Raw genomic sequence first — 19,480 nt, 5'->3', positions numbered from 1 at the left:
GCCGAGTTACGCACTGCTCCCGTACGGGTGTCACCGACCGGCCCGCACGGCGGACGCGTGCCGACGCACCAGTGCGGCAAGACGGCGCTCTTCGAGCGGGGACGCCGGGCGCAGCGCCCCGACGCGGGCCTCCCAAGGGCGCCCCGCTGCGCGCTGGAGCATCGCCAGGTCGTGATGGAGTCCGATGACCCGCCCCACCGCGCCCTTGGTGGGGTCGAACACGACCGCACCGACCGCGGGGGCCTCCGGCGTCCCCGGGTTCACATGCCCTCCGTCGCGACGAGCACGACGACGACCATCAGGGACCCCCACGCCAGCAACAGGACGATGCCGCCCCACAGGGTCCCGTCCGGGGTCACCCGGTAGCGCGGACGACGACGCGTACGGCTCACGCGTCCGTCCCCGGGGTGCCCACGAGTCGACGCATGATCAGGGCCTCCGCGATGACCTCGCCGGCCCGGGCGTTGCACCACCCCAGGTAGACCAGTGGGGGCCGGGCGCCGTCCTCCAGTACGGACAGCCCGGGCAGCTCGATCCCGCTCTGCCGCGTGGCGGCGGTCAGCCGCTCGACGGCGAGGTCCGCGGCGTAGTCGCCGCCGGGCGGGGGTGGGGTTCCGTGTTCGCCCGCGCGGATTTCCGCGAGCGTCGGGCGGGGCGGTTGGGGTTGAGGGTGAGGGGGTTCCATGTGTCTCCTCGTGAGGGTGATCCCGGTCAACGCCCCGCACTTGGGCGGGGGTTGCCTAACCTCAACGCTGCCCGGGCGACGAGGCACCGTGCAACAGTGCACGGTGGGTTTGGCACCGAACGAGGTGCGAGTAGCCCTTCACCGGCGCACGGTGCGTGACAGTTCACGCACCGTGCACGACTTTCGAGAGGACCGAATGGTCAGGGGACAAACCACAGTCGCTCGGCGGCAACTCGGCCGGAACCTCCGCCAGCTCCGTCAAGCCGCAGGGATGACGAAGCGGGAAGCTGCCGACCGGCTGGAGTGGTCAGAGTCGAAGATCTGGCGGATCGAGGGGGGTAGAACCCCGCTCCGGTCCATGGACGTGCAGAACATGTGCACCGTGTACGGCGCGGACGAAGCAGCGGCGGCCCTGATGGGGCTAGCGCAGGAGTCCAAGACGCGCGCCTGGTGGCATAGCTACAACGCGCCTGGCTTCAACATGTACGCCAGCCTGGAGGAGACCGCCTGGCAGATCGACACTTACGAAGGCGACCTCGTACCGGGCCTGCTCCAGACGCCTGACTACGTTCGCGCCATCGTGCGCAGCCATTACCCCACCATGGCTGACGAAGAAGTGGAGACTCGCGTCGACATCAGAATGGCACGGCAGAGAATCCTGACCCGTACGGAGGGAGCGCCCAAGGTCCGCGTAGCCCTGGATGAAACCGCACTGCGCCGACCGATCGGCGGCGCGGCGGTAATGGCCGCGCAGATCGGGCACTTGGTGTACGTGGCGGGGGTGAGACGGGCATCGATCAGGGTAGTTCCGCTGTCGGTGGGAGCCCACCCCGGAGTTCTCTCAGGGTCGTTCGTGATGATGAGGTTTCCGACCGTAGTTGGGGGAGAGCCCACCACTGTGTATGGCGATACGCTGACCAGCGGGTACTACCTTGACAAGGACGCGGAGGTTGAGCAGTACGGCGCCGCCTTCGCGAGTATCTGGTCCATGGCACTTGACGAGGATGCGAGTAGTCGCGTCCTCGCCGAGGCGGCGAGGAGTTATCAAGAGACATGAGCACCATAGGTCAAGACTGGTTCAAGTCGTCGTACAGCAACGGGAACACGCACAACTGCGTGGAGGTCCGCGGGCACGGCAACGCGGTTCAGTTCCGGGACAGCAAGCGCGGCGAATCGGCGCCCATCGTGGCGGTCGCCGCACGCAGCTGGAGTGCGTTCGTAGCGAACCTCTCGGACACCAACCAGACGTAACGGCCTCGGAAACGAGAAGCGCCCCCACCCAGCCAGCTGGCGAACGGGACGGGGGCGCAACCCTGCGCACGGGTGCCACGGGTGCCCGGGACCGCGGCCGGTGGACACGTTCCGACCACGAAGCGCACGATGGACGGATGTTAAGCACCCTGCTCGCCTTCCTCGGCGCCTGCGCCCTGATCGCCGCCTCGCCCGGCCCGAGCACCATGCTGATCATCCAGCAGTCCCTGCGCAGCAGGCGTGCCGGCTTCCTGACCGTCCTGGGCAACGAGACCGGCGTCTTCGTCTGGGGCGTCGCCGCCGCACTCGGGCTCACCGCACTGCTCGCGGCCTCCCAGGTGGCGTACGACGTGCTGCGGATCGGCGGCGCCGTGGTCCTGATCGTCTTCGGCGTCAAGGCGCTGATCAACGCCCGCCGGGGGCAGGACGAGGAAACCGACCAGGGTGCTGCCCCGGTCCGCTCGGGGTGGCGTGCGTACCGTTCGGGTCTGCTGCTCAACCTCGCCAACCCCAAGGCCGCGGTCTTCGCGATGTCCTTCCTCCCGCAGTTCGTGCCCGCGGGGGCGCCGCACCTGGCCACCATGATCGGGCTGGCGGCCATCTGGGCGGTCTTCGAGATCGGCTACTACGGGCTGTACGTGTGGTTCGTCGGCCGGCTGAAGGGGTTCATCTCGCGGGCCAAGGTGCGTGCGCGGCTGGAGCAGGTCTCCGGCGGCGTGCTGCTCGTGCTCGGCGTCCGGATGGCCGTGGAGGGCTGACGGTTCCCGGCCCACGGCACGGTCCGTGGCACCGCGAAGCAGCCACGCCGCGCGACCGGGCGCAGGAGCGCCGAGCACGAGGGCTGCGGCTACGGTGCACGCATCGGCGCGGTGATCCACCTCGGCGCCGGCGAACGAAAGGCACGGAGGAGAACGCATGCGGTCGGTCATTCCCGACTATCTGGCCGAGGCCCTCGGAAAGGTCGAGTCGGACACTTCTGGTCAGCTGGCGGACTACATCCCCGAGCTCGCGGCAGCGGACCCCGAGCGCCTCGGCGCGGTCTTCGCCACCGTGGACGGCGAGGTCTACGGTGCCGGTGACGTCGACACCGAGTTCACGATCCAGTCGATCTCCAAGCCGTTCGCGTACGCGCTGGCGCTGGCGGACCGCGGCTTCGACCCCGTGCTCGCCAAAGTCGGTGTCGAGCCGTCGGGAGAGGCGTTCAACCACATCTCCCTCGAAAGCGATACCGGCCGCCCCTTCAACCCCATGATCAACGCCGGCGCGATCACCACCCACTCGCTGGCCGGTGCGGAGGGCCTGACTCCGACGGAGCGCGTGGAGCGGGTGGTCCGCGGTCTTTCGGCGTTCGCCGGTCGCGAGCTGAGGCTCGACGAGGCGGTGTGCGTGTCGGAGATGGAGCACGCGAACCGCAACCTCGCCATCGCGTACATGCTCCGCGGCTACGGCATCCTCGCCGAGGACCCCAGGGCCGTCGTCGAGGGCTACACCCGCCAGTGCTCCGTGCTCGTCACCGCGCGGGATCTGGCCATGATGGCCGCGACGTTGGCCAACCGCGGCGTGAACCCCCTGTCGGGTGAACGAGTGGTGGGCGAACCGGTGGTGCGTCAGGTGCTGAGCGTCATGTCCACCTGCGGAATGTACGACGCGGCCGGTGACTGGGCGACCCAGGTCGGCATTCCGGCGAAGAGCGGGGTGGCCGGGGGCCTGATCGGTGCGCTCCCCGGCCAGATCGGCATCGCCACGTTCTCACCACGGCTGGACGCCCACGGGAACAGCGTGCGCGGCGTGTCGCTGTTCGAACGGTTCTCCTCCGACATGGGTCTGCACGTGATGGACGTTCCCCCCGCCGCGCGTGCCATCGTGCGGTCCAACCACGTCGTCGGCGACGGACCGAACGCGGTCCGGGTCTTCGAACTGCAAGGGGGGATCGGCTTCGCCGGGGCCGAGAGGGTCGTCCGGGAAACCGTGAACACCGCTCCCGAAGAAGTGCGGGTGGTCCTGGACCTCAGCAGGGTCTATGCGATCGATGACGTGGCGCGGCGCATGGTGCTGGAGGTCGTGCGCCGACTCACGCTGGACGGTCACGAGATGTACCTCGTCGACCCGGAGTCGATCCTGCCCGACCCCGATCCCGGCGACGGCGGCCGGGTCACCGTGGTCAGGGACGTGGAGCACGCCGTGATGGCGTAACGCATCGCCCACCGGCCCCCCGCGAACGCTGAAGAGCCCTTCGGCACAGGGCTGTCGGGCGGCAGTCGTGACGGGGACAATCGGCCGCATGACGAACCCCGCGAGCGCGCCGTCCCCGCACAGCAAGCCCGCCGGGCTCGCCTTCGGGTTCCTGACGGGCGGGGTGATCGGCGCGTCGCTGACCGCGTTCATCGGTGGCTGCGTGGTCGAACGGGCGCCGCTGGTCGTCACGGGGCTGGCCCTGCCCGCGGTCTACGGACTGGCCTTCTTCCTCGGCACCCTGCCGCGCCGCGCCCGGCGAGCGGCCGTCGTACCGCGCACGGCGCTCGCCAGGATCGAGGCCCGGGAGGCCACCAAGGCGGAGACCAGCGACGTGCCGGTGCGGTTCGAACTGTCCGTCGTCCCGGACGACGCACCCGCGTTCCGGGTGGAGATGTGGCAGGACGTCAACCAGGTCGAGCTGCCCGACTACCGGCCGCGCGGCGTCGTGGTGGTGGAGTACCCGCCGGACCGACCGTGGAAGACGCGGATCGTGGAACGGCCGACGCCGCAGTGGGAGGAGCGGGCGGCCGGGGCCGAGGTGGATGCGGTGCCCGGTCCGGTGGTGAAGGGCGAGACCCCGAGCGGCTGTGCCGGTGGTCTGCTCACGCTCCTCGGGCTGCTGCTCGGCGTGGCCGCCGTGCTGTTGCTGTTCCGGGCGGACCTGTTCGACTCCGACCGGGGCACGAACGACGGCCGCGCGCCGTCCGCCCCCGCGCCCGCCCCCTCCGTCTCCTCCTCGTGGTCCACGAGCACCGTGACCTCGGCGACGGGCACGGTCACCCTCGGTTCCGGGCAGTCGATGCTCAACGGGCACCAACTGCGCGAGGCCGTCGAGTCGTTGACGCGGGGCGCGGACCGGCGTAAGGCGCTCACCGTCGTCGTGCAGGAACGGATGCTGACGGTGGTCTTCTCCCCCACCGGTGTGCGGGCCGCCGGCTTCGACCCGAGGTCCCTGCCGTACGACCGGGTGCCCGACCTGGTCGAGGAGGCCGGGACCGCGCCGGGCGTGGGGACTGCGCGGAGTTGGCAGCTCATCGCCGACGGGGTCACCGGCTCGCTGAGGCTCAGGGTCGTGGTGACCGGCAGCGGGGGCAGCGGAACGCTGGAGGCGGACGGTCGGGGCACCGTGCTCCGGCGCAGCGGCGGCAGTTGAGCGGATCGTCGTAGGAGGAGGGGCCATGGGGTGGGACGCGATCGCGGTGCTGTGGTGCGCGGTGTGGGGCGGGGCGGCGCTCGTCGGGTTCGGCATGTCGTTGGCCGGAGTGACCCGGGAGCAGCGGACGGTCCGGCTCACGGGACGGATCGATCAGGTGCGGCAGCCCCGGCACGGCGGGCCCCGGCGGGGCGGGATCTGGGTGGTGGTCTCGTACCGTGATCCGGCTTCGGGTCGGGAGGTGGTCGTGACGAACGACGGCGAGCGGGGCGAGATGATCACCGCGGCCTGGGAGGGCCGGGAGGTCGGGGTGAGCCATCCTCGGGGCAGACCGCACGCGTACCGGTTCTCCGCCACCCCGCAGGAGTCCGGTCGTGGACTGTGCTGGCCGAGTTTCGCGCTGTTCCTGGTGTACGTGGGGCTGGTGGTGCTCGCCGCGGTCAGCTGGGGGTGGCCGTGGGCGTTGATCGGTGGCGGTGCGCCGTGGGCGGTCGCCGGTGCGGTGCAACTCCCCGGGGCGGTACGGGCCAAGAAGCGCCGCGGCGAGGGGCTGGCCGTGATGGAGAGCGTGCCGGGTCGGGTCGTCGCGGTGCTGAAGGACGTCACCGTCGACGACAGCAGTTGCACCATGACCACCCTCACCCCGGTCGTGTCGTTCACCACCCGGGCGGGCACCGCCGTCACGGCCCACTGCACGTCGCACCTCGCGGACCCGGCCCGTGCGTTCGGTCGCGAGGTCACGGTCCACTACCCGCCCGCCGACCCGGCCGGGTTCACGCTGGACCGCGCGGCCGAACAGCGCTCGGCGGGGTGGGACGTGAGGTGGCACGTCGCGGCGGTGGTCGTGCTCACGGCGACGGCCGCGGCGGGAGCGGTGCTGCTGCTCTGAGGACCGGTACGCGAACGGCGCGGCGGCGGACCGGAGTCCGTCACCGCGCCGTTCGCGTTCACGCGTTCATGGCGTTCGTGGGGGGGGTCACTCCCACTCGATGGTGCCCGGGGGCTTGCTGGTGACGTCGAGGACGACCCGGTTGACGTCCGCGACCTCGTTGGTGATGCGGGTGGAGATCCGGGCGAGCACCTCGTACGGCATCCGGGTCCAGTCCGCGGTCATCGCGTCCTCGGAGGAGACCGGGCGCAGCACGATCGGGTGACCGTAGGTGCGGCCGTCGCCCTGGACGCCGACGCTGCGGACGTCCGCGAGGAGGACCACCGGGCACTGCCAGATCTCGCGGTCGAGTCCGGCGGCCGTCAGTTCCTCACGGGCGATGGCATCGGCCTCGCGCAGCAGGTCCAGGCGGTCGCGAGTGACCTCGCCGACGATGCGGATGCCGAGGCCGGGCCCGGGGAAGGGCTGGCGCTGGACGATCTCGTCGGGCAGCCCCAGCTCGGCGCCGACCATCCGGACCTCGTCCTTGAACAGCTGGCGCAGCGGCTCGATCAGCTGGAATTCGAGGTCTTCGGGCAGTCCGCCGACGTTGTGGTGGGACTTGATGTTGGCGGTGCCGGTGCCGCCGCCGGACTCCACGACGTCCGGGTACAGGGTGCCCTGAACCAGGAACTCCACGGGCTGGTCGCCCGGTGCCTCGGCGACGATCTCCGCCTGGGCCTGCTCGAAGACCCGGATGAACTCCCGGCCGATGATCTTCCGCTTCTGCTCCGGGTCGGAGACGCCCTTGAGCGCGTCGAGGAAGCGGTCGGCCGCGTCCACGACCTTGAGCTGCACGCCGGTCGCGGCGACGAAGTCCTTCTCGACCTGCTCGGTCTCGTCCTTGCGCATCAGGCCGTGGTCGACGTACACGCAGGTCAGCTGGGAGCCGATGGCCTTCTGCACCAGGGCGGCGGCCACCGCGGAGTCGACCCCGCCGGACAGCCCGCAGATCGCGCGGCGGTCGCCGACCTGCTCGCGGATCGCGGCGACCTGCTCCTCGATGACGTTGCCCGTGGTCCAGTTGGGCTCGATGCCCGCGCCCCGGTACAGGAAGTGCTCCAGCACCTGCTGGCCGTGCGTGGAGTGCATGACCTCGGGGTGGTACTGGACCCCGTACAGCTTCTTCTCGTCGTTCTCGAAGGCGGCGACGGGGACCACGTCGGTGGACGCGGTGACCGTGAAGCCCTCGGGCGCGGCGGAGCAGGCGTCGCCGTGGGACATCCACACGGGCTGCTCGGCGGGGGTGCCCTCGAAGAGGGTGGAGCCGGTGCGGCTGACGTGCAGCGGGGTGCGGCCGTACTCGCGGGCGCCCGTGTTGTCCACGGTGCCGCCGAGGGTGGTCGCCATGAGCTGGAAGCCGTAGCACATGCCGAAGATCGGCACGCCGGCCTCGAACAGGGCGCGGTCGAGCCTGGGCGCGGCCTCGGCGTAGACCGAGGAGGGGCCGCCGGAGAGGATGATGGCCGCCGGGTTCTTGGCGAGCATCTCCGCGACCGGCATGGTGCTCGGCACGATCTCGCTGTAGACCCGCGCCTCGCGGACACGGCGGGCGATGAGCTGGGCGTACTGCGCACCGAAGTCGACGACCAGGACGGTGTCGGGGGCGGCGGCAGCGGGAGTCGCTGGGGGCACGGGGAGCCTTCCGGCTGTCTAGCGGGTCTACGGGCGCGGGGGCCGGCGCGGCCACCGGGGGCCCGGTCTGGCGGGGGCGGAGGGCGCGCCGGGCACCGGCGACACGACTCCTGCCTCCGATTCTAACGGGGCTCCCGCGAACCTCCCGCGTCTCACGATCCGGGCGGTCCGGGAACCGGATTGACCGACCCCGGCCGCGGCCGGGCATACTGGCCGGGTGACCACGCACATGACCTCCGTCTTTACCTATGGCATCCGGCCCGCCGGTTGCCACGGTCGTGCTGCTTGATCCTCTGACGAGCACTTCCACAGGCGCCCCGGGCCGACAAGGCCCGGGGCGCCTGTCGCTGTTCCGGACCGTGTCGGTCCCGGTGGCGCCGTCCCCGCCGAGACCGACACCCCAGGAGCCACCGATGCAGCACACCGTCACCACCACCGACCGCGTCCACGCGCCGGGCGTCACCGAGCGCACCGGCGCCCGCACCGAGGAGGCGGCCGGGACGATCGCCGACGCGCGGATGCGCATCGACGCGCTGGACGACCGGATCATCGGCCTGGTCCAGGAGCGCGTCGCGGTGTCCACCGTGATCCAGCAGACCCGGATCGCCTCCGGTGGCCGGCGGGTGAACCTGTCCCGCGAGATGGAGGTCCTGGAGCACTTCCGGGAGGCGCTCGGCAAGCCGGGCACCGCACTGGCGATGACCCTGCTGGAGCTGTGCCGGGGCCGCATCTGACGTACCCGTCCGAGGGCTCGCACCCGCGTTCGGGCGCTCTCACCCGTACGGAGCGTGACCGGCGCGCGACGGGGGTCGTTGTCCCGGTGTCCGTGTCAGCCAGGGGCGGGCGAGTACCACGCGTGGCTTGGCCTGAGCGATGAGACGTACGGATCGTGCCGTGCGTCGTGGGACCTCGCTCCGGTTTCCGTGACCGGTCGGCAGGGGACAGCAGCCCGGTCACCCCAGTGAACGGTCGGCTCCGGGGACGCCCGGAGCCGACCGTCTCCGGCCCCCTTGCCCCCGGTCCCTCGGGCCTCCCCGGCCCCCCGTTCCTCAGACGGCGCCGCCCTCCCCCCTGTGGCGCCGCTCCGAGCGGCGCTGACGCTGCCCTGACGTCGCTGCCGCCCGAAGGCCCCGCGGCCCCGCACCGCGGGGCCTTCGTCGTGCCCGGACGCAGCCGACTCCCCACCCGAGTGATCTACGCCACATAAGAATTTCGTGAGAGTCGGGACAACCATTGCCGGACACCACGGGTCACATCACCTGACACAAGGGCCACATCCGTGCGCACTGCGCACGGGCGGGCCCACCAGCTGTGCCGCGGTGCGGTACGACCAGATACCCGAGGTCTCCATGAAGCTTCGCCGTGCTGTGGCCGTCGCGGCGGTCACCGCCGTCATCGGCCCGGTCGCGCTGTTGTCCGCGCCGGCCGCCCTCGCCACGACGGAGCCCAGCAACGCGACGAGCGCCACCCCGACCGAGTCGGTGTCGCCCAGCGAGGTCCCCGGACAGTCCCCGAGCGAGACCCCGTCCGAGTCCGCCCCGCCCTCCTCGCCCTCCTCCACTTCCCCGTCCTCACCGAGCGCCACCGACTCGTCCACGCCGAGCACCACGCCCTCGGACGACGACTCCACCTCGCCCGCGCCGAGCGACTCGGTCAGTTCCTCGGCCAGCGGCTCGGCCGAGCCGGAGGAGCCCGCCTCGTCCTCCTCCGCCCCCGGCGAATCCGAGTCCCCCGCCCCGAGCGAGCACCCCGACGACCTCATGCCGTGCGACTACGTCGACGAGGAGTACGTGGCGGACACGCTGGAGTCGGAGATCTCCGGTCTGCCCGGTCGGATCGTCGCCGGCTCGGGCTGGCACGAGTTCTCGCTGACCACGACGAACACCTCCGACGTGACCCTCAACGGGGTCGCGATCTACGCCGAGGTCGAGAACTTCGAGATCGACGAGGACAAGGCGCTCTCGCCGTTCCTGTCGCTCCAGTACTTCAACGAGACGACCAAGCGTTGGGCCGAGATCCGGGACTCCTACGAGATCGACCCCGGCACCACGGTCGACTGGGCCGGCGGCTACTTCACCGGCGTCGAGACGATGAAGCCCGACGACTACGTCACCAACAAGCTGCGGCTCGCCATCAAGGAGGACGCCCCCGTCGGTGACGGGTACGCCTTCGGCTCCGGCGGCTACCTCGACACGGTGAACGGCGAGCGCTGCATCGCCGAGAACTACGGCACCGACGCCTACTTCTCCGTGCTGAAGCCCGGCAGCTCCAACGAGGACCCGGGCGAGGCGAAGCCCGGCACCGACCCCGGCACGGACAAGCCGAAGCCCGGCCCGGGCCCCGGTTCCGGCAACGGCGGCGGCACCACCCCCCAGGGCGGCGTGAGCCAGCAGCCGGTCACCGGCAACCTCGCCGAGACCGGTTCCTCCTCGGCCATGCCGGTGATCGGCCTGGTCGGCGGACTCGCGGTCCTGGCCGGCGCGGGCGCGGTCTTCTACGTCCGCAAGCGCAAGGCGTCCGACACCCCGGCGTAAGCAGCTCGCCCCCACACGTGGAGGACCCGCACTCGGAGGGGGGTGCGGGTCCTTCACCTTTTCGCTCACGGCCCCGTCGCACGAAGGTCAGCGCAGCCGCAGCGCCTTCATCACCCGCAGGCCACGGCTCATCAGCGTGGCGTACTGCGCATCGCTCATCCCGAACGAGGGCGCCATCGGCATGATCCGCTGCTCCGCGACGGTCTGCGCCTCGGTGTACTTGAGGATGCCCTCGGAGCCGTGCCGCCGGCCGAGCCCGGAGTCCTTCATGCCGCCCATCGGGGACTGCGCACTGCCGTACGCGGGCGCGTACCCCTCGTTGATGTTCACCGTGCCGGAACGCAGCCGGGCGGCGAGCGCGCGCCCCCGTCGGGCGTCCCGCGTCCAGACCGAGGAGTTGAGCCCGTAGGCCGTGGCGTTGGCGCGGGCCACGGCGTCCCGCTCGTCCGAGAACCGGTACACCGACACCACCGGGCCAAACGTTTCCTCCGCGCACACGGCCATCGTGGGCCCGACCCCGTCGAGGATGGTCGGCTCGTAGAAGTACGGGCCGATGTCGGGGCGCGCGACCCCGCCCGCCACCACCCGCGCCCCCCGGGCCACCGCCTCCTCCACGTGCCGGCTGACCGTGGCGAGCTGCCGCTCACCGGCCAGGGAACCCATGTCGGCCCCGTACGCGAGGCCCGTGCCGAGCCGCATCGCCCGGGTGCGGGTGGCGAACCGGTCGAGGAAGACGTCCGCGACGGACTCGTGAACGTACAGCCGCTCGACGGAGATGCACAGCTGTCCCGCGGACGAGAAGCAGGCGCGGACCGCCCCGGCCGCCGCCGCCTCCACGTCCGCGTCGGCCAGGACGAGCATCGCGTTCTTGCCGCCGAGTTCGAGGGACGCGCCGATCAGCCGGTCCGCGGCGCCCCGGGCGACCTCACGGCCGGTGCGGGTGGACCCGGTGAAGGAGACGTAGTCGGCGTGCCGGACGATCTCGGGGCCGATGACCGGGCCCTCGCCGATGACCACCTGGAAGACGTCGGCCGGTAGCCCCGCCTCGACCAGCAGGTCCCGGGCCCACAGTGCCGTCAACGCGGTCTCGGTGTCCGGCTTCATCACCACGGCGTTCCCGGCGACGAACGCGGGCAGGGCGTCGCCGACGGACAGTTCCAGCGGGTAGTTCCAGGGGGCGATCTGGCCGACGACCCCGCGCGGCTGCCGCAGTTCGGTGACCTTGGTGAGCACGGGGAGCGCCCCGGTGTGCCGGCGGGGCCGCAGGTACGCGGACGCCTTGTGGCCGTAGTGGCGGGCGGACACCGCCACCGCCTGGACCTCCTCGTGCGCGTGCAGTCGGGCCTTGCCGGTCTCCAACTGGATCAGGTCCAGCACCTCGGCCTGGCGGGCGATCAACAGGTCGTGGAAGCGCAGGACGGTCGCCGCGCGGTCCCGGAGCGGGGTGGCCGCCCAGACGGACCCGGCCGCGCGGGCCCGGGCGAAGGCGGTCTCGACGTCGTCGGGCGTGGACCCGGGCAGGTCAGCGAGCTTCTGCCCGGTGAACGGGGTGTGGTTCGCGGTGCGACCCGTGCCCACGATCCCCTTGGTGAGCTGGGCCACCAGCTCGGGCGTCACCACGTCCTGCGGCGTGCGGGAGCCGGGCGGCACGGGGGCGAGGGGGTTCGTGTACGTGCTCTGGTGAGGTGCGGTGGCCTGCGAGTCCGTCATGGACGTGAGCGTAGGCCCCCGCCCCGGAATTTGGGTACCCGACGGTAACCGGAGGGTCCGCCACGGCCCGACCGGCGCTCCCGTCCGGTCCGCGTCACCGGTCGGTCAGCGCTGGCTCACCGGTGGGTCAGGGTGTCCACGGCCGTCGCCAGGTGGGTCCTGGCCTGCCCCGACCAGCTGTCCGGGGCGGACACCCGGACGGTGGTGAGGCGGGTGGCGTCCTGCCAGGCGAAATCGGCGGTGAACCGGTCGCCGCCCTTCTTCGGCTTGGCCCGGGTGACCAGCTCCCAGCGCGCCGCGGGCTGGCCCCGGTGCACGGCGGCGGTCACCTCGGCCCTGCGCTCCTTGCCCCGGCCGTGGTCCTCGCCCAGCGCGGCGACCGGACCGCCCGGGTGGCGGTCCCCGATCCGCACCTGGATGCGGACCTCGCCGCCGGGCGAGGCGTAGTCGATCCACTCGCCCTGCCGTGACCGGGTGAACCCGTCGGGGACGACGACGGAGAACCCCGCCGGGTCGTCGACCAGTTGGTACCCCGCGGGCACCGGCGGGCGGGAGGTGCTCGCGGGGGCGACGGCCGCCGGGGCGCTGGCGGCGCCGGAGGCGGCACCGCTCGGTGCACCGGCCGCGCCGGGCCCGCGGGTGACCGTGGCGGTCGGGTCCGGGGACGGGTGGGCACCGGTCGGGGCGGCGCCCGTCCCGGCGGTCCCGGTGCCGCCGCGGGGCACGGGGTCCGCACGGGGCCGGTCCGCCCCGTCGGCGGGAACCCGTCCGGTCGAGGCGGCGGCCGTCTCGGTGACGGTCGGCCCGGCGATCACCGGGCTGTCGTCCCTGGGCCGCCCCAGGTCGAGCAGCATCACCGAGCCGGCCACGACGGCCCCGGCCACGGCGGCGACGAGCACCGCCACCAGGACCGTTCCGCGGGGCATCCGGGCCGGGGCGGAGGGCACCGTGGACGAGGCCGTGGACGAGGCGGCGGAGGCCGTCGGCAGCGGTTCGCCGTCGATCGGCGACGGTGCGGGCCGTGCACCGGAGGGGACACCGGTCCCGGGCCCGCCGGAGGGCACGGCGTGCGGAAGGCCCCGCGGCACGGGAACGGGAACGGGGTCGGAAAGGGATTCGGGTACGGGCACCGGGGCGTCCGGCGAGGGGAGGCCCGGTGCGGGGGCCGGGGGTGGCGGGGCGGACGGCCGTGAGCCGCCCGACGGCTGGGAGGGGACGACCGGGAGGCCGCGGGGCCCGGCCGTCGGGAGGGCGTGCCCGGCAGGGCCCGCGTCGACCAGCCCCGCCCGCAGCAGCCGCCCGGCCTCCCCCGCCCGGAGCCGGCGCGCGGGGTCCCGCTCCAACAAGCCGCGGACCGCGGGCAACAGGGGACCCGCCTGCGCGGGCGGCCGTATCTCCTCGGCCACCACCGCGTGCAGCGTGCCGCTGATCGAATCGCGTCGGAAGGGCGACCGCCCGGTCAGCACCGCGCACAGGAGCACCCCGAGGGACCACAGGTCGGCTTCCGGGCCGCTCGGTCCGCCGGACATCCGCTCGGGCGCGCTGTACTCGGGCGAGCCGACGAACATGCCCTCCTCGGTGAGGGTCCGGGAGCCGGGGACCCGCGCCACCCCGAAGTCGGTGAGGACCACCCGCCCGGAACCGGCCTCCACCAGGACGTTGTCGGGCTTGAGGTCCCGGTGCAGCACCCCCGTCGCATGGGCGGCGGACAGCGCGCCGAGCAGATCGATGCCGATCCGGGCGGCCTCCGCGACGGGTAACGGACCGTGCGCGGCGACCCGGTCGGCGAGGGAACCGCCGCTGACGAGTTCCATCACGATGTACGCGTCGTCCTCGTGTTCCACGACGTCGTGGACGACGACCACGTTCGGGTGCCGCAGGCCCGCCACCGCCCGCGCCTCCCGTAGGGTGCGGGCCCGCACCCTACGGGCCTCGGCGTCGGACAGGCTGGGATCGGAGTCGAGTTGTTTGACCGCCACCGGCCGCCCGAGCAGTTGGTCCTCGGCGCCCCACACGACTCCCATGCCGCCCCGGCCGAGCCGGGTCCGCACCAGGTAACGCCCGCCGATGAGACGGGACTTGGCACCCGTTCCGACCTCCGCACGGTCCCCCTTGGTCCCCATGTAGCCCATCATGCACCACAGTTCGGGGGATGCGGTCAGGTTCCGTCCGGGTTCTCCCGCCAGCTGCCCAGCACCGTCTCGAACTGTGCGCGCGTGGTCGCCCAATCCGCCTCGGGACCGGACATGTAGATCGCGTACTCGACGCCGTCACGACTGAAGTAGGCCTGTTCCACGGCCCGGCGCGGCCCGGGCGCGGTGTCCGATCCGCCGGAGACCCAGCTGAACTCCCAGCGGGCTCCCGGCCGGTCCCGGAAGGTCTGGGGGACCAACTGCTGCCGGCGGTAGTCGGTCAGCCGGGTGAGCTGCTTCTCCAGGTCGAGCAGATGGGCGTGGGGACTGTCGAAGTCGGGGCTCGGGTCGACGCCGATGCGCAGGAAGTGCTCCCCGCCGTCGGGCGTGTAGTCGATCTGCCCCCGCGTCGTCTTCCGCTGCCAGCCCTGCGGCAGGGCCAGACTGAACCCCGCGGGGTCGTTGACGCGCACCCAACCGGCGGGCACCCCTGCGGCGGGCGGGGCGCTCGTACCGGCGTCGGGCGTGCTGCCCGTGGGGCCGGTCGCGGGGGTTTCGGGGGCCTTGCTGAGGGTTCCGGCCGGGGCTCCGGAGGACGCGCCCGACGGGGACGCGCTGGCGCCGGGGGCCGTGGAGCCGGTGGCGGCCGGAGCCACGCTGCTGTCCGCCGCTGCGGGCCGCTCGTCCTGGCCGCCCCCGTCGACGTACCGCAGGACCACCGCACCGCCCACGCTGAGGACGACGACGGCCACCGCCCCGGCGAGGTACGCGTACCAGCGCGGCCGACCGTCCGGCGGGGCGGGCGCCACCGTCGTGGTCGGCAGCACGGTGGAGTGCGCCGGGGTGGACGGGAACGGGGCGGGCGGCGGCGGGCCCGGCGGGAGAGCGCCCGGCGGGAGGGGAGTGGACGGGGCGGGCGTGGACGTCGTCGGCGCGGCGGCCAGGGCGCCGGGCGCCGCCGGGTCGCCCGGCACCGGGGTCGACGTCGGCGGGGTGGGGGCCGGCGGTTCCCCGGGCGGCGGCGGGGCCGCGGCGAGCCCGGCGAGCACCTCCGGCGGGACCGGGCGGGTCGGGGTGTAGCCGGCGGCGGGCCCGGTCTCGACCGGCCAACGGCCCTCGGCGGCCTCCTCCAGCATCCGCTCGACCTCTTCGGCCGCGGGGCGGGCCTCGGGGTCCTTGCGCAGCAGGGCGGTGATCACGGGGGTGAGCGGTCCGGCGTGGGCGGGCGGCGCGGGTTCCTCGTCCACCACGGCCTGGAAGGTGCCGAGCGCCGAGGGGCGGCGGAACGGCGAGACGCCCTCGACGGCCGTGTACAGGGTGGCGCCGAGCGCCCACAGGTCGGAGGCGGGGCCCGGTTCGCCGCCGCGCACCCGCTCCGGGGCGAGGTAGTCGACGGAACCGACGATCTCGCCGGTCTTGGTCATCCCGCTGTCCCCGTCGACCTGCGCTATCCCGAAGTCGGTCAGCAGGACCCGCCCGTCGGAGGCGAGCAGGACGTTCGCCGGCTTGACGTCCCGGTGCACCACCCCGGCGTCGTGCGCGGCCCGCAGCGCGCGCACGACCCACAGTCCGGTGCGGGCCGCCTCCTCGGCGTCGATCCGGCCGCGGTCCTGCACGGCGTCGGCGAAGGAGCCGCCGTCGATCAGTTCCATGACGATCCACGGGCGTTCGTCGTGTTCCAGCACGTCGTGCACGGTGACCACGGCGGGGTGCGAGATCCGGGCCGCGGCCCGGGCCTCGGCCCGGGTGCGCTGGAGCAGGACGGGCCGGTCGCGTTCGGCCGCGTACAGGGCCGCGGTCAACTCCTTGACGGCCACGAACCGGTGGAGGACTTCGTCGCGCGCCCGCCACACCCGGCCCATGCCGCCGCGTCCTATGCACTCCTGAAGCCGGTAACGCCCGGCGAGCAGCACGCCGTTCATCTCGTTCACGTTCCCCCGTGGTGTGGTGTCAGGCACCAAGTTGACGTGCCCTCAAGTCTAGGGTCCAGGGCTTCCGGCCCGACCCGTACTCCCCTACGGCGCCCGCTTCCACGCGCCGCACGGCCACGGGCGGCCTCCGTGCGCCGTCCCCGCAGGGGTGCGTCGTCCCCCGGCTCGGGATCGAACCGGAGGAGCCCGCGACCCGCTGCGGACCGGCGGGGTCAGCCCTTGGCCCGGTACGTCGAGGCGGCCTGCTCGTACAGTTCCGTCACCCGGTCGCGTTCGGACTCCGGGCCGCGGAGTTGGACGATGTGGTAGCGGCCGTCGACGTTGATCGCCCGGTTGCGTACGAAGAGTTCGCCGCCGCCGGTGTCCGTCCAGGTGAACTGGCCCTCGCCGCTGATCTGTCCGCCGACCTCGATGGTCCGCATGCCGCTGGACGTGGACCAGGTGGAGTCCCGGAAGGGATCGAGTTCGCGCTGGGTCTCGCGCATGTAGACCAGCGGGTCGGAGCCGTGCGAGCTGACCGCGTCCCGGCCGGGCACCAGCAGCAGTTGGAACCGTCCGTCGGTGTAGACGATCTGACCGCTGGCGTTCTTCGGCTGGCGTTCCCAGCCGTTGGGCACGGCGACCTGGAAGCCCTCGGCGTCCTTGCGGACCGTGAAGCCGTCCGGCACGGCGGGGTCGGCGGCGCCGGTCCGCTCCCCCTCACCGCGCTTGCCCGGCGCACCGGGCTTGTCGGTCCCGGCCGGCTTCTCGGTCTTGGCGGGCGCCTTCGGCTCGTCGGTCTTCCCCGGCCGGGCGTCCGGTTCGGCGGAGCGGCCGGCGCCCCCGGACGAACCGTCCGGTGCGCCGCCCACGGAGCTGGCCCGCTGGCCCTCGCCGGCGTCGGTGCCGGACTTGGGCATGAAGAACATCGCGTAGGCCACCGCGCCGGAGAGTCCGAGGAGCACCAGCAGCAGCAGGGTGCGTCCCAGGCGGGCGGGGGTCGCGGGGCCGGCCTCCTTGCGGTGCCGGTGGGTGCCGTTCTGGGACCGGGACCGGGGCTTGCGGCGGCGCAGCAGCTCCCCGCGCCGGCGGATCACCGGGAGCCGGCGCGGATCGGGCGGCGGCGCGGCGATCACGAAGGTCCCGGCGTCCGGCTCGGGCGCCGAGCGGATCAGCGACCGCAGCCAGCCGCGCAGCTCTTCGAAGTCGGGCCGCTCGGTGGGGTCCTGACGCAACAGCGACTCGACGACCGGGCGCAGCGGACCGCACTCCTCGGCGAAGGCCGGCGGCTCCGCGCACACCAGCTGCACGAGTTCCGCGGTGCTGTCCTCGGGGTACGGGGCGTGCCCCTGGACCGCCCGGAAGAGCAGGGCGCCCAGCGCCCACAGGTCGGTGGACGGTCCGATCGGCGCGGCGAGCTGCCAGTTCTCGTGGACCGGACCGGCCTGTTCGGGCGCCCAGCGTTCGGTGGCGGGCCCGACGACGGCCATCCGGGCCTGGCGCGCGCGTTCGGCGGCGATCGCGGTGGCCGGCCCGCGGCGGGGTGCGCTGGGGGCGTTGCCCCAGCCCCCCTCGGAGGAGGCGGCCGGTGCGGGGGGCGCCGTCGGGGCCGGGGGCGCCGTCGGGGCCGGGGGCGCCGTCGGGGCCGGGGGCGCCGTCGGGACGGGCGAGTGCTGGGCGGGGACGCGGGACGGGTCCGGGGCGGGCGCGGCACCGGCCCGGGGCCGGGCGCCGTGCCAGCTGCCGGAGGGCGCCGGGGCTCCGGGGAGCGCGGGACGGTCGGGCGACGCGGACGGGCGGCGGACCCCGTACGGGTCGGTGATCCGACCGTGCGGGGTGTCGCGGCGGGGCGCCGCCGTCTCGTCGGGCGTGCCGGTGCCATCGGGGTGCGGGGCCGGGGTCCCGGCCGGGCCGAGCGCCTCGGGCAGGCCCGCGGCCCGCTGCTCCTCGCTGACCCGGGCGGCGGCCTTGGTGCCGGCCCGGTAGGCGGCTATCGCCCCGGCCCGGGCGGCCCGGGCGTCGGTTCCTTCGGCGGGCAGCCGGGGACCGCTCGCGGCGCTGCCCGGTGCACCGGGCAGCGCGGGGAGCCCCGGGGTTCCTGGAGTTCCCGGGGTTCCCGGAGTTCCTGGAGTGCCGGGCGCGGCGGGGTGTGCGGGCGCTGTCGTGGCCTCGGGCCGGGGGGTGTCGGGGTGCGACGCGGGGGGCCGGCCGGCGCCGGTCGCCTCGGCCCAGGTGCGGCCGGTGGTGGGACGACCGCCCGGGGACCGACCGTCGGAAGACCGACCGTCGGGGGAGCGCCCGTCGGAGGACCAGCCGTCCGGAGGGAGGAGGCCGTCCGGGGCGGGGGGAGCCTCCGGGGCGGGGGGAGCCTCCGGGGCGGCGGGAGCGTCCGGGGCCGCGCCGTTCCAGGGGCCGGCGACGGTGGCGCGCCCGCTGCCGGGGGAACTACCGAAGCCGCTGCCGTCGCCCACGTGCCCCCGGGGCGTGCCGGAGGGCGCTCCGGCGGCGGGGTCGGGGCGCGGGTCGTACCCGCACAGGGCCTCCTCGGCGGCCCCCGCGGCGAGCCCGGTCAGCATGACCCGGCCGTCGTCGAGGATCATCACCGTGCGGGCGGTGATGTTGCGGTGCACCCAGCCGTGGGCGTGCAGGGCGCGCAGCCCGGTCAGGACGTCCGCGGCGACCTCGGCCGCCCGGTAGGGCGACAGCAGTTCCTCGTCGAGGTACGCGGACAGCGGTCGAGCGGCGACGAGTTCACTGACGATCCACAGCGAGCCGCCGTCCGCGAAGACGTCGAAGACCTGGTCGAGGCGGGGGTGATCGGGTATTTGGGCGGCGGCCTGGGCGGCCTCGATGGCGCGGCGCACGGCGGGGTCGGTGGCGCGGGCTACGGCCGCCCGGCCCGACTCGTTGAGCGCGAAGCCCTCGGGCAACCCGTCCGCGTCGAGCACCTCGGCTTCGACGATCTCCGGCAACGGCACCTGTCGGACCAGGACTTCCTGTCCGCTGTAGGTGTCGAACGCCCGCAGGTACGCCGCGTCCTCGTCGGACGGCGCGAGGGGCAGGCGATAGCGGTCGGCGAGCACGCGCCCCGCGAAGTCGTCCACGGCGCTCCCCCTGTCCGGTGGTCCGGTACGGTCGGTCGGTTCCGTTGGTTGCGCGTCCGCGTCCCGCTGCACACGGTCCGCGACCCTTCACGATACGTGTCCTGGGCGGGGCGTCGAGCGCGGATGCCGGATCTCGTGGGACGTTCGGTTCCCGTGACCCGGCGGAGCGGTGGATTCCGGGGTACCCCCCGGTGGCGGGGCCG

Annotated in this window: 17 protein-coding genes; 8 read left to right on the top strand and 9 right to left on the bottom strand. The window is 73.6% G+C overall.

Annotation, left to right across the window (positions count from 1 at the left end; all coding sequences use genetic code 11):
- Nucleotides 1–30: 30 nt before the first annotated feature.
- Genes ACFYOU_RS19880 through ACFYOU_RS19870 form a run of 3 tightly spaced genes read right to left on the bottom strand, consistent with a single transcriptional unit; the run spans nt 31 to nt 685 of the window.
- Nucleotides 31–264: a hypothetical protein gene (locus tag ACFYOU_RS19880; protein ID WP_391307141.1), complete on the bottom strand. Its 234-nt coding sequence runs from the start codon at nt 262–264 to the stop codon at nt 31–33.
- The gene (locus ACFYOU_RS19875) at nt 261–392 is read right to left on the bottom strand and encodes a hypothetical protein (protein ID WP_385493534.1); all 132 of its coding nucleotides are present in this window, start codon (nt 390–392) and stop codon (nt 261–263) included. The genes ACFYOU_RS19880 and ACFYOU_RS19875 overlap by 4 nt, the downstream gene beginning before the upstream one ends.
- Nucleotides 389–685 carry a hypothetical protein gene (locus tag ACFYOU_RS19870; protein ID WP_389767250.1) on the bottom strand — a complete coding sequence of 99 codons (297 nt, stop codon included), beginning with the start codon at nt 683–685 and terminating at the stop codon, nt 389–391. Before ACFYOU_RS19870 ends, ACFYOU_RS19875 begins: the two co-directional genes overlap by 4 nt.
- A 196-nt stretch (nt 686–881) precedes the next feature.
- On the opposite strand from ACFYOU_RS19870, the gene ACFYOU_RS19865 reads away from it, so the two are divergent.
- The 6 genes from ACFYOU_RS19865 (at nt 882) to ACFYOU_RS19840 (ending at nt 6,213) form a co-directional block, all read left to right on the top strand.
- Entirely contained in the window at nt 882–1,742 is an 861-nt protein-coding gene (locus ACFYOU_RS19865; RefSeq protein WP_391307256.1) for a Scr1 family TA system antitoxin-like transcriptional regulator, read from the top strand.
- Entirely contained in the window at nt 1,739–1,936 is a 198-nt protein-coding gene (locus ACFYOU_RS19860) for a DUF397 domain-containing protein (RefSeq protein ID WP_391307138.1), read from the top strand. Before ACFYOU_RS19865 ends, ACFYOU_RS19860 begins: the two co-directional genes overlap by 4 nt.
- A 137-nt stretch (nt 1,937–2,073) precedes the next feature.
- Nucleotides 2,074–2,694 carry a LysE family transporter gene (locus tag ACFYOU_RS19855; protein ID WP_391307136.1) on the top strand — a complete coding sequence of 207 codons (621 nt, stop codon included), beginning with the start codon at nt 2,074–2,076 and terminating at the stop codon, nt 2,692–2,694.
- Nucleotides 2,695–2,851: 157 nt separating this feature from the next.
- On the top strand, nt 2,852–4,129 hold the full coding sequence (locus ACFYOU_RS19850) for a glutaminase (protein ID WP_391307134.1): 1,278 nt from the start codon (nt 2,852–2,854) through the stop codon (nt 4,127–4,129).
- 88 nt (nt 4,130–4,217) lie between these two features.
- Nucleotides 4,218–5,324, top strand: a complete 1,107-nt coding sequence (locus tag ACFYOU_RS19845) for a hypothetical protein (RefSeq protein WP_391307133.1) — start codon at nt 4,218–4,220, stop codon at nt 5,322–5,324.
- Nucleotides 5,325–5,349: 25 nt separating this feature from the next.
- Entirely contained in the window at nt 5,350–6,213 is an 864-nt protein-coding gene (locus ACFYOU_RS19840) for a DUF3592 domain-containing protein (RefSeq protein WP_391307131.1), read from the top strand.
- 87 nt (nt 6,214–6,300) lie between these two features.
- Here ACFYOU_RS19840 and guaA read toward each other — a convergent pair whose 3' ends face one another.
- Complete coding sequence (guaA, locus tag ACFYOU_RS19835; protein ID WP_391307129.1) at nt 6,301–7,887, bottom strand: glutamine-hydrolyzing GMP synthase; 1,587 nt, start codon at nt 7,885–7,887, stop codon at nt 6,301–6,303.
- Nucleotides 7,888–8,300: 413 nt separating this feature from the next.
- Here guaA and ACFYOU_RS19830 point away from each other — a divergent pair, with 413 nt between their 5' ends.
- Nucleotides 8,301–8,621 (top strand): chorismate mutase, encoded by a 321-nt coding sequence (locus ACFYOU_RS19830; protein ID WP_391307127.1) that lies wholly within the window; start codon nt 8,301–8,303, stop codon nt 8,619–8,621.
- A 521-nt stretch (nt 8,622–9,142) separates the two neighbouring features.
- On the opposite strand, the gene ACFYOU_RS19825 is transcribed toward ACFYOU_RS19830, so the two are convergent.
- Nucleotides 9,143–9,649: a hypothetical protein gene (locus ACFYOU_RS19825; RefSeq protein ID WP_391307125.1), complete on the bottom strand. Its 507-nt coding sequence runs from the start codon at nt 9,647–9,649 to the stop codon at nt 9,143–9,145.
- Here ACFYOU_RS19825 and ACFYOU_RS19820 point away from each other — a divergent pair.
- On the top strand, nt 9,648–10,421 hold the full coding sequence (locus tag ACFYOU_RS19820; RefSeq protein ID WP_391307123.1) for an LAETG motif-containing sortase-dependent surface protein: 774 nt from the start codon (nt 9,648–9,650) through the stop codon (nt 10,419–10,421). The genes ACFYOU_RS19825 and ACFYOU_RS19820 overlap by 2 nt on opposite strands.
- A gap of 87 nt (nt 10,422–10,508) precedes the next feature.
- Here the strand turns inward: ACFYOU_RS19820 and ACFYOU_RS19815 are convergent, their stop codons facing one another.
- From ACFYOU_RS19815 to ACFYOU_RS19800, 4 genes are all read right to left on the bottom strand, one after another.
- Nucleotides 10,509–12,131 carry a succinic semialdehyde dehydrogenase gene (locus tag ACFYOU_RS19815; protein WP_391307122.1) on the bottom strand — a complete coding sequence of 541 codons (1,623 nt, stop codon included), beginning with the start codon at nt 12,129–12,131 and terminating at the stop codon, nt 10,509–10,511.
- A 116-nt stretch (nt 12,132–12,247) separates the two neighbouring features.
- Nucleotides 12,248–14,254, bottom strand: coding sequence for a protein kinase (locus ACFYOU_RS19810; protein ID WP_391307120.1), 2,007 nt, complete (start codon nt 14,252–14,254; stop codon nt 12,248–12,250).
- Nucleotides 14,255–14,289: 35 nt separating this feature from the next.
- The gene (locus ACFYOU_RS19805) at nt 14,290–16,185 is read right to left on the bottom strand and encodes a protein kinase (protein WP_391307254.1); all 1,896 of its coding nucleotides are present in this window, start codon (nt 16,183–16,185) and stop codon (nt 14,290–14,292) included.
- 221 nt (nt 16,186–16,406) lie between these two features.
- Complete coding sequence (locus ACFYOU_RS19800; RefSeq protein ID WP_391307119.1) at nt 16,407–19,277, bottom strand: protein kinase; 2,871 nt, start codon at nt 19,275–19,277, stop codon at nt 16,407–16,409.
- Nucleotides 19,278–19,480 lie beyond the last annotated feature (203 nt).

The organism is Streptomyces sp. NPDC005955, assembly GCF_042871255.1.
Lineage (GTDB): Bacteria > Actinomycetota > Actinomycetes > Streptomycetales > Streptomycetaceae > Streptomyces.
Note: the sequence above shows the minus strand (reverse complement) of the source record. Positions and strands in the feature narration are given on the sequence as shown.

Bases quoted from the DNA above. Each gene is read 5' to 3' on its own strand.
- ACFYOU_RS19870 (WP_389767250.1), bottom strand. From the start codon at position 685: ATGGAACCCCCTCACCCTCAACCCCAACCGCCCCGCCCGACGCTCGCG.
- ACFYOU_RS19865 (WP_391307256.1), top strand. From the start codon at position 882: ATGGTCAGGGGACAAACCACAGTCGCTCGGCGGCAACTCGGCCGGAAC.
- ACFYOU_RS19860 (WP_391307138.1), top strand. From the start codon at position 1,739: ATGAGCACCATAGGTCAAGACTGGTTCAAGTCGTCGTACAGCAACGGG.
- ACFYOU_RS19855 (WP_391307136.1), top strand. From the start codon at position 2,074: ATGTTAAGCACCCTGCTCGCCTTCCTCGGCGCCTGCGCCCTGATCGCC.
- ACFYOU_RS19850 (WP_391307134.1), top strand. From the start codon at position 2,852: ATGCGGTCGGTCATTCCCGACTATCTGGCCGAGGCCCTCGGAAAGGTC.
- ACFYOU_RS19845 (WP_391307133.1), top strand. From the start codon at position 4,218: ATGACGAACCCCGCGAGCGCGCCGTCCCCGCACAGCAAGCCCGCCGGG.
- ACFYOU_RS19840 (WP_391307131.1), top strand. From the start codon at position 5,350: ATGGGGTGGGACGCGATCGCGGTGCTGTGGTGCGCGGTGTGGGGCGGG.
- ACFYOU_RS19830 (WP_391307127.1), top strand. From the start codon at position 8,301: ATGCAGCACACCGTCACCACCACCGACCGCGTCCACGCGCCGGGCGTC.
- ACFYOU_RS19820 (WP_391307123.1), top strand. From the start codon at position 9,648: ATGCCGTGCGACTACGTCGACGAGGAGTACGTGGCGGACACGCTGGAG.
- ACFYOU_RS19825 (WP_391307125.1), bottom strand. From the start codon at position 9,649: ATGAGGTCGTCGGGGTGCTCGCTCGGGGCGGGGGACTCGGATTCGCCG.
- ACFYOU_RS19815 (WP_391307122.1), bottom strand. From the start codon at position 12,131: ATGACGGACTCGCAGGCCACCGCACCTCACCAGAGCACGTACACGAAC.
- ACFYOU_RS19810 (WP_391307120.1), bottom strand. From the start codon at position 14,254: ATGGGGACCAAGGGGGACCGTGCGGAGGTCGGAACGGGTGCCAAGTCC.
- ACFYOU_RS19805 (WP_391307254.1), bottom strand. From the start codon at position 16,185: ATGAACGGCGTGCTGCTCGCCGGGCGTTACCGGCTTCAGGAGTGCATA.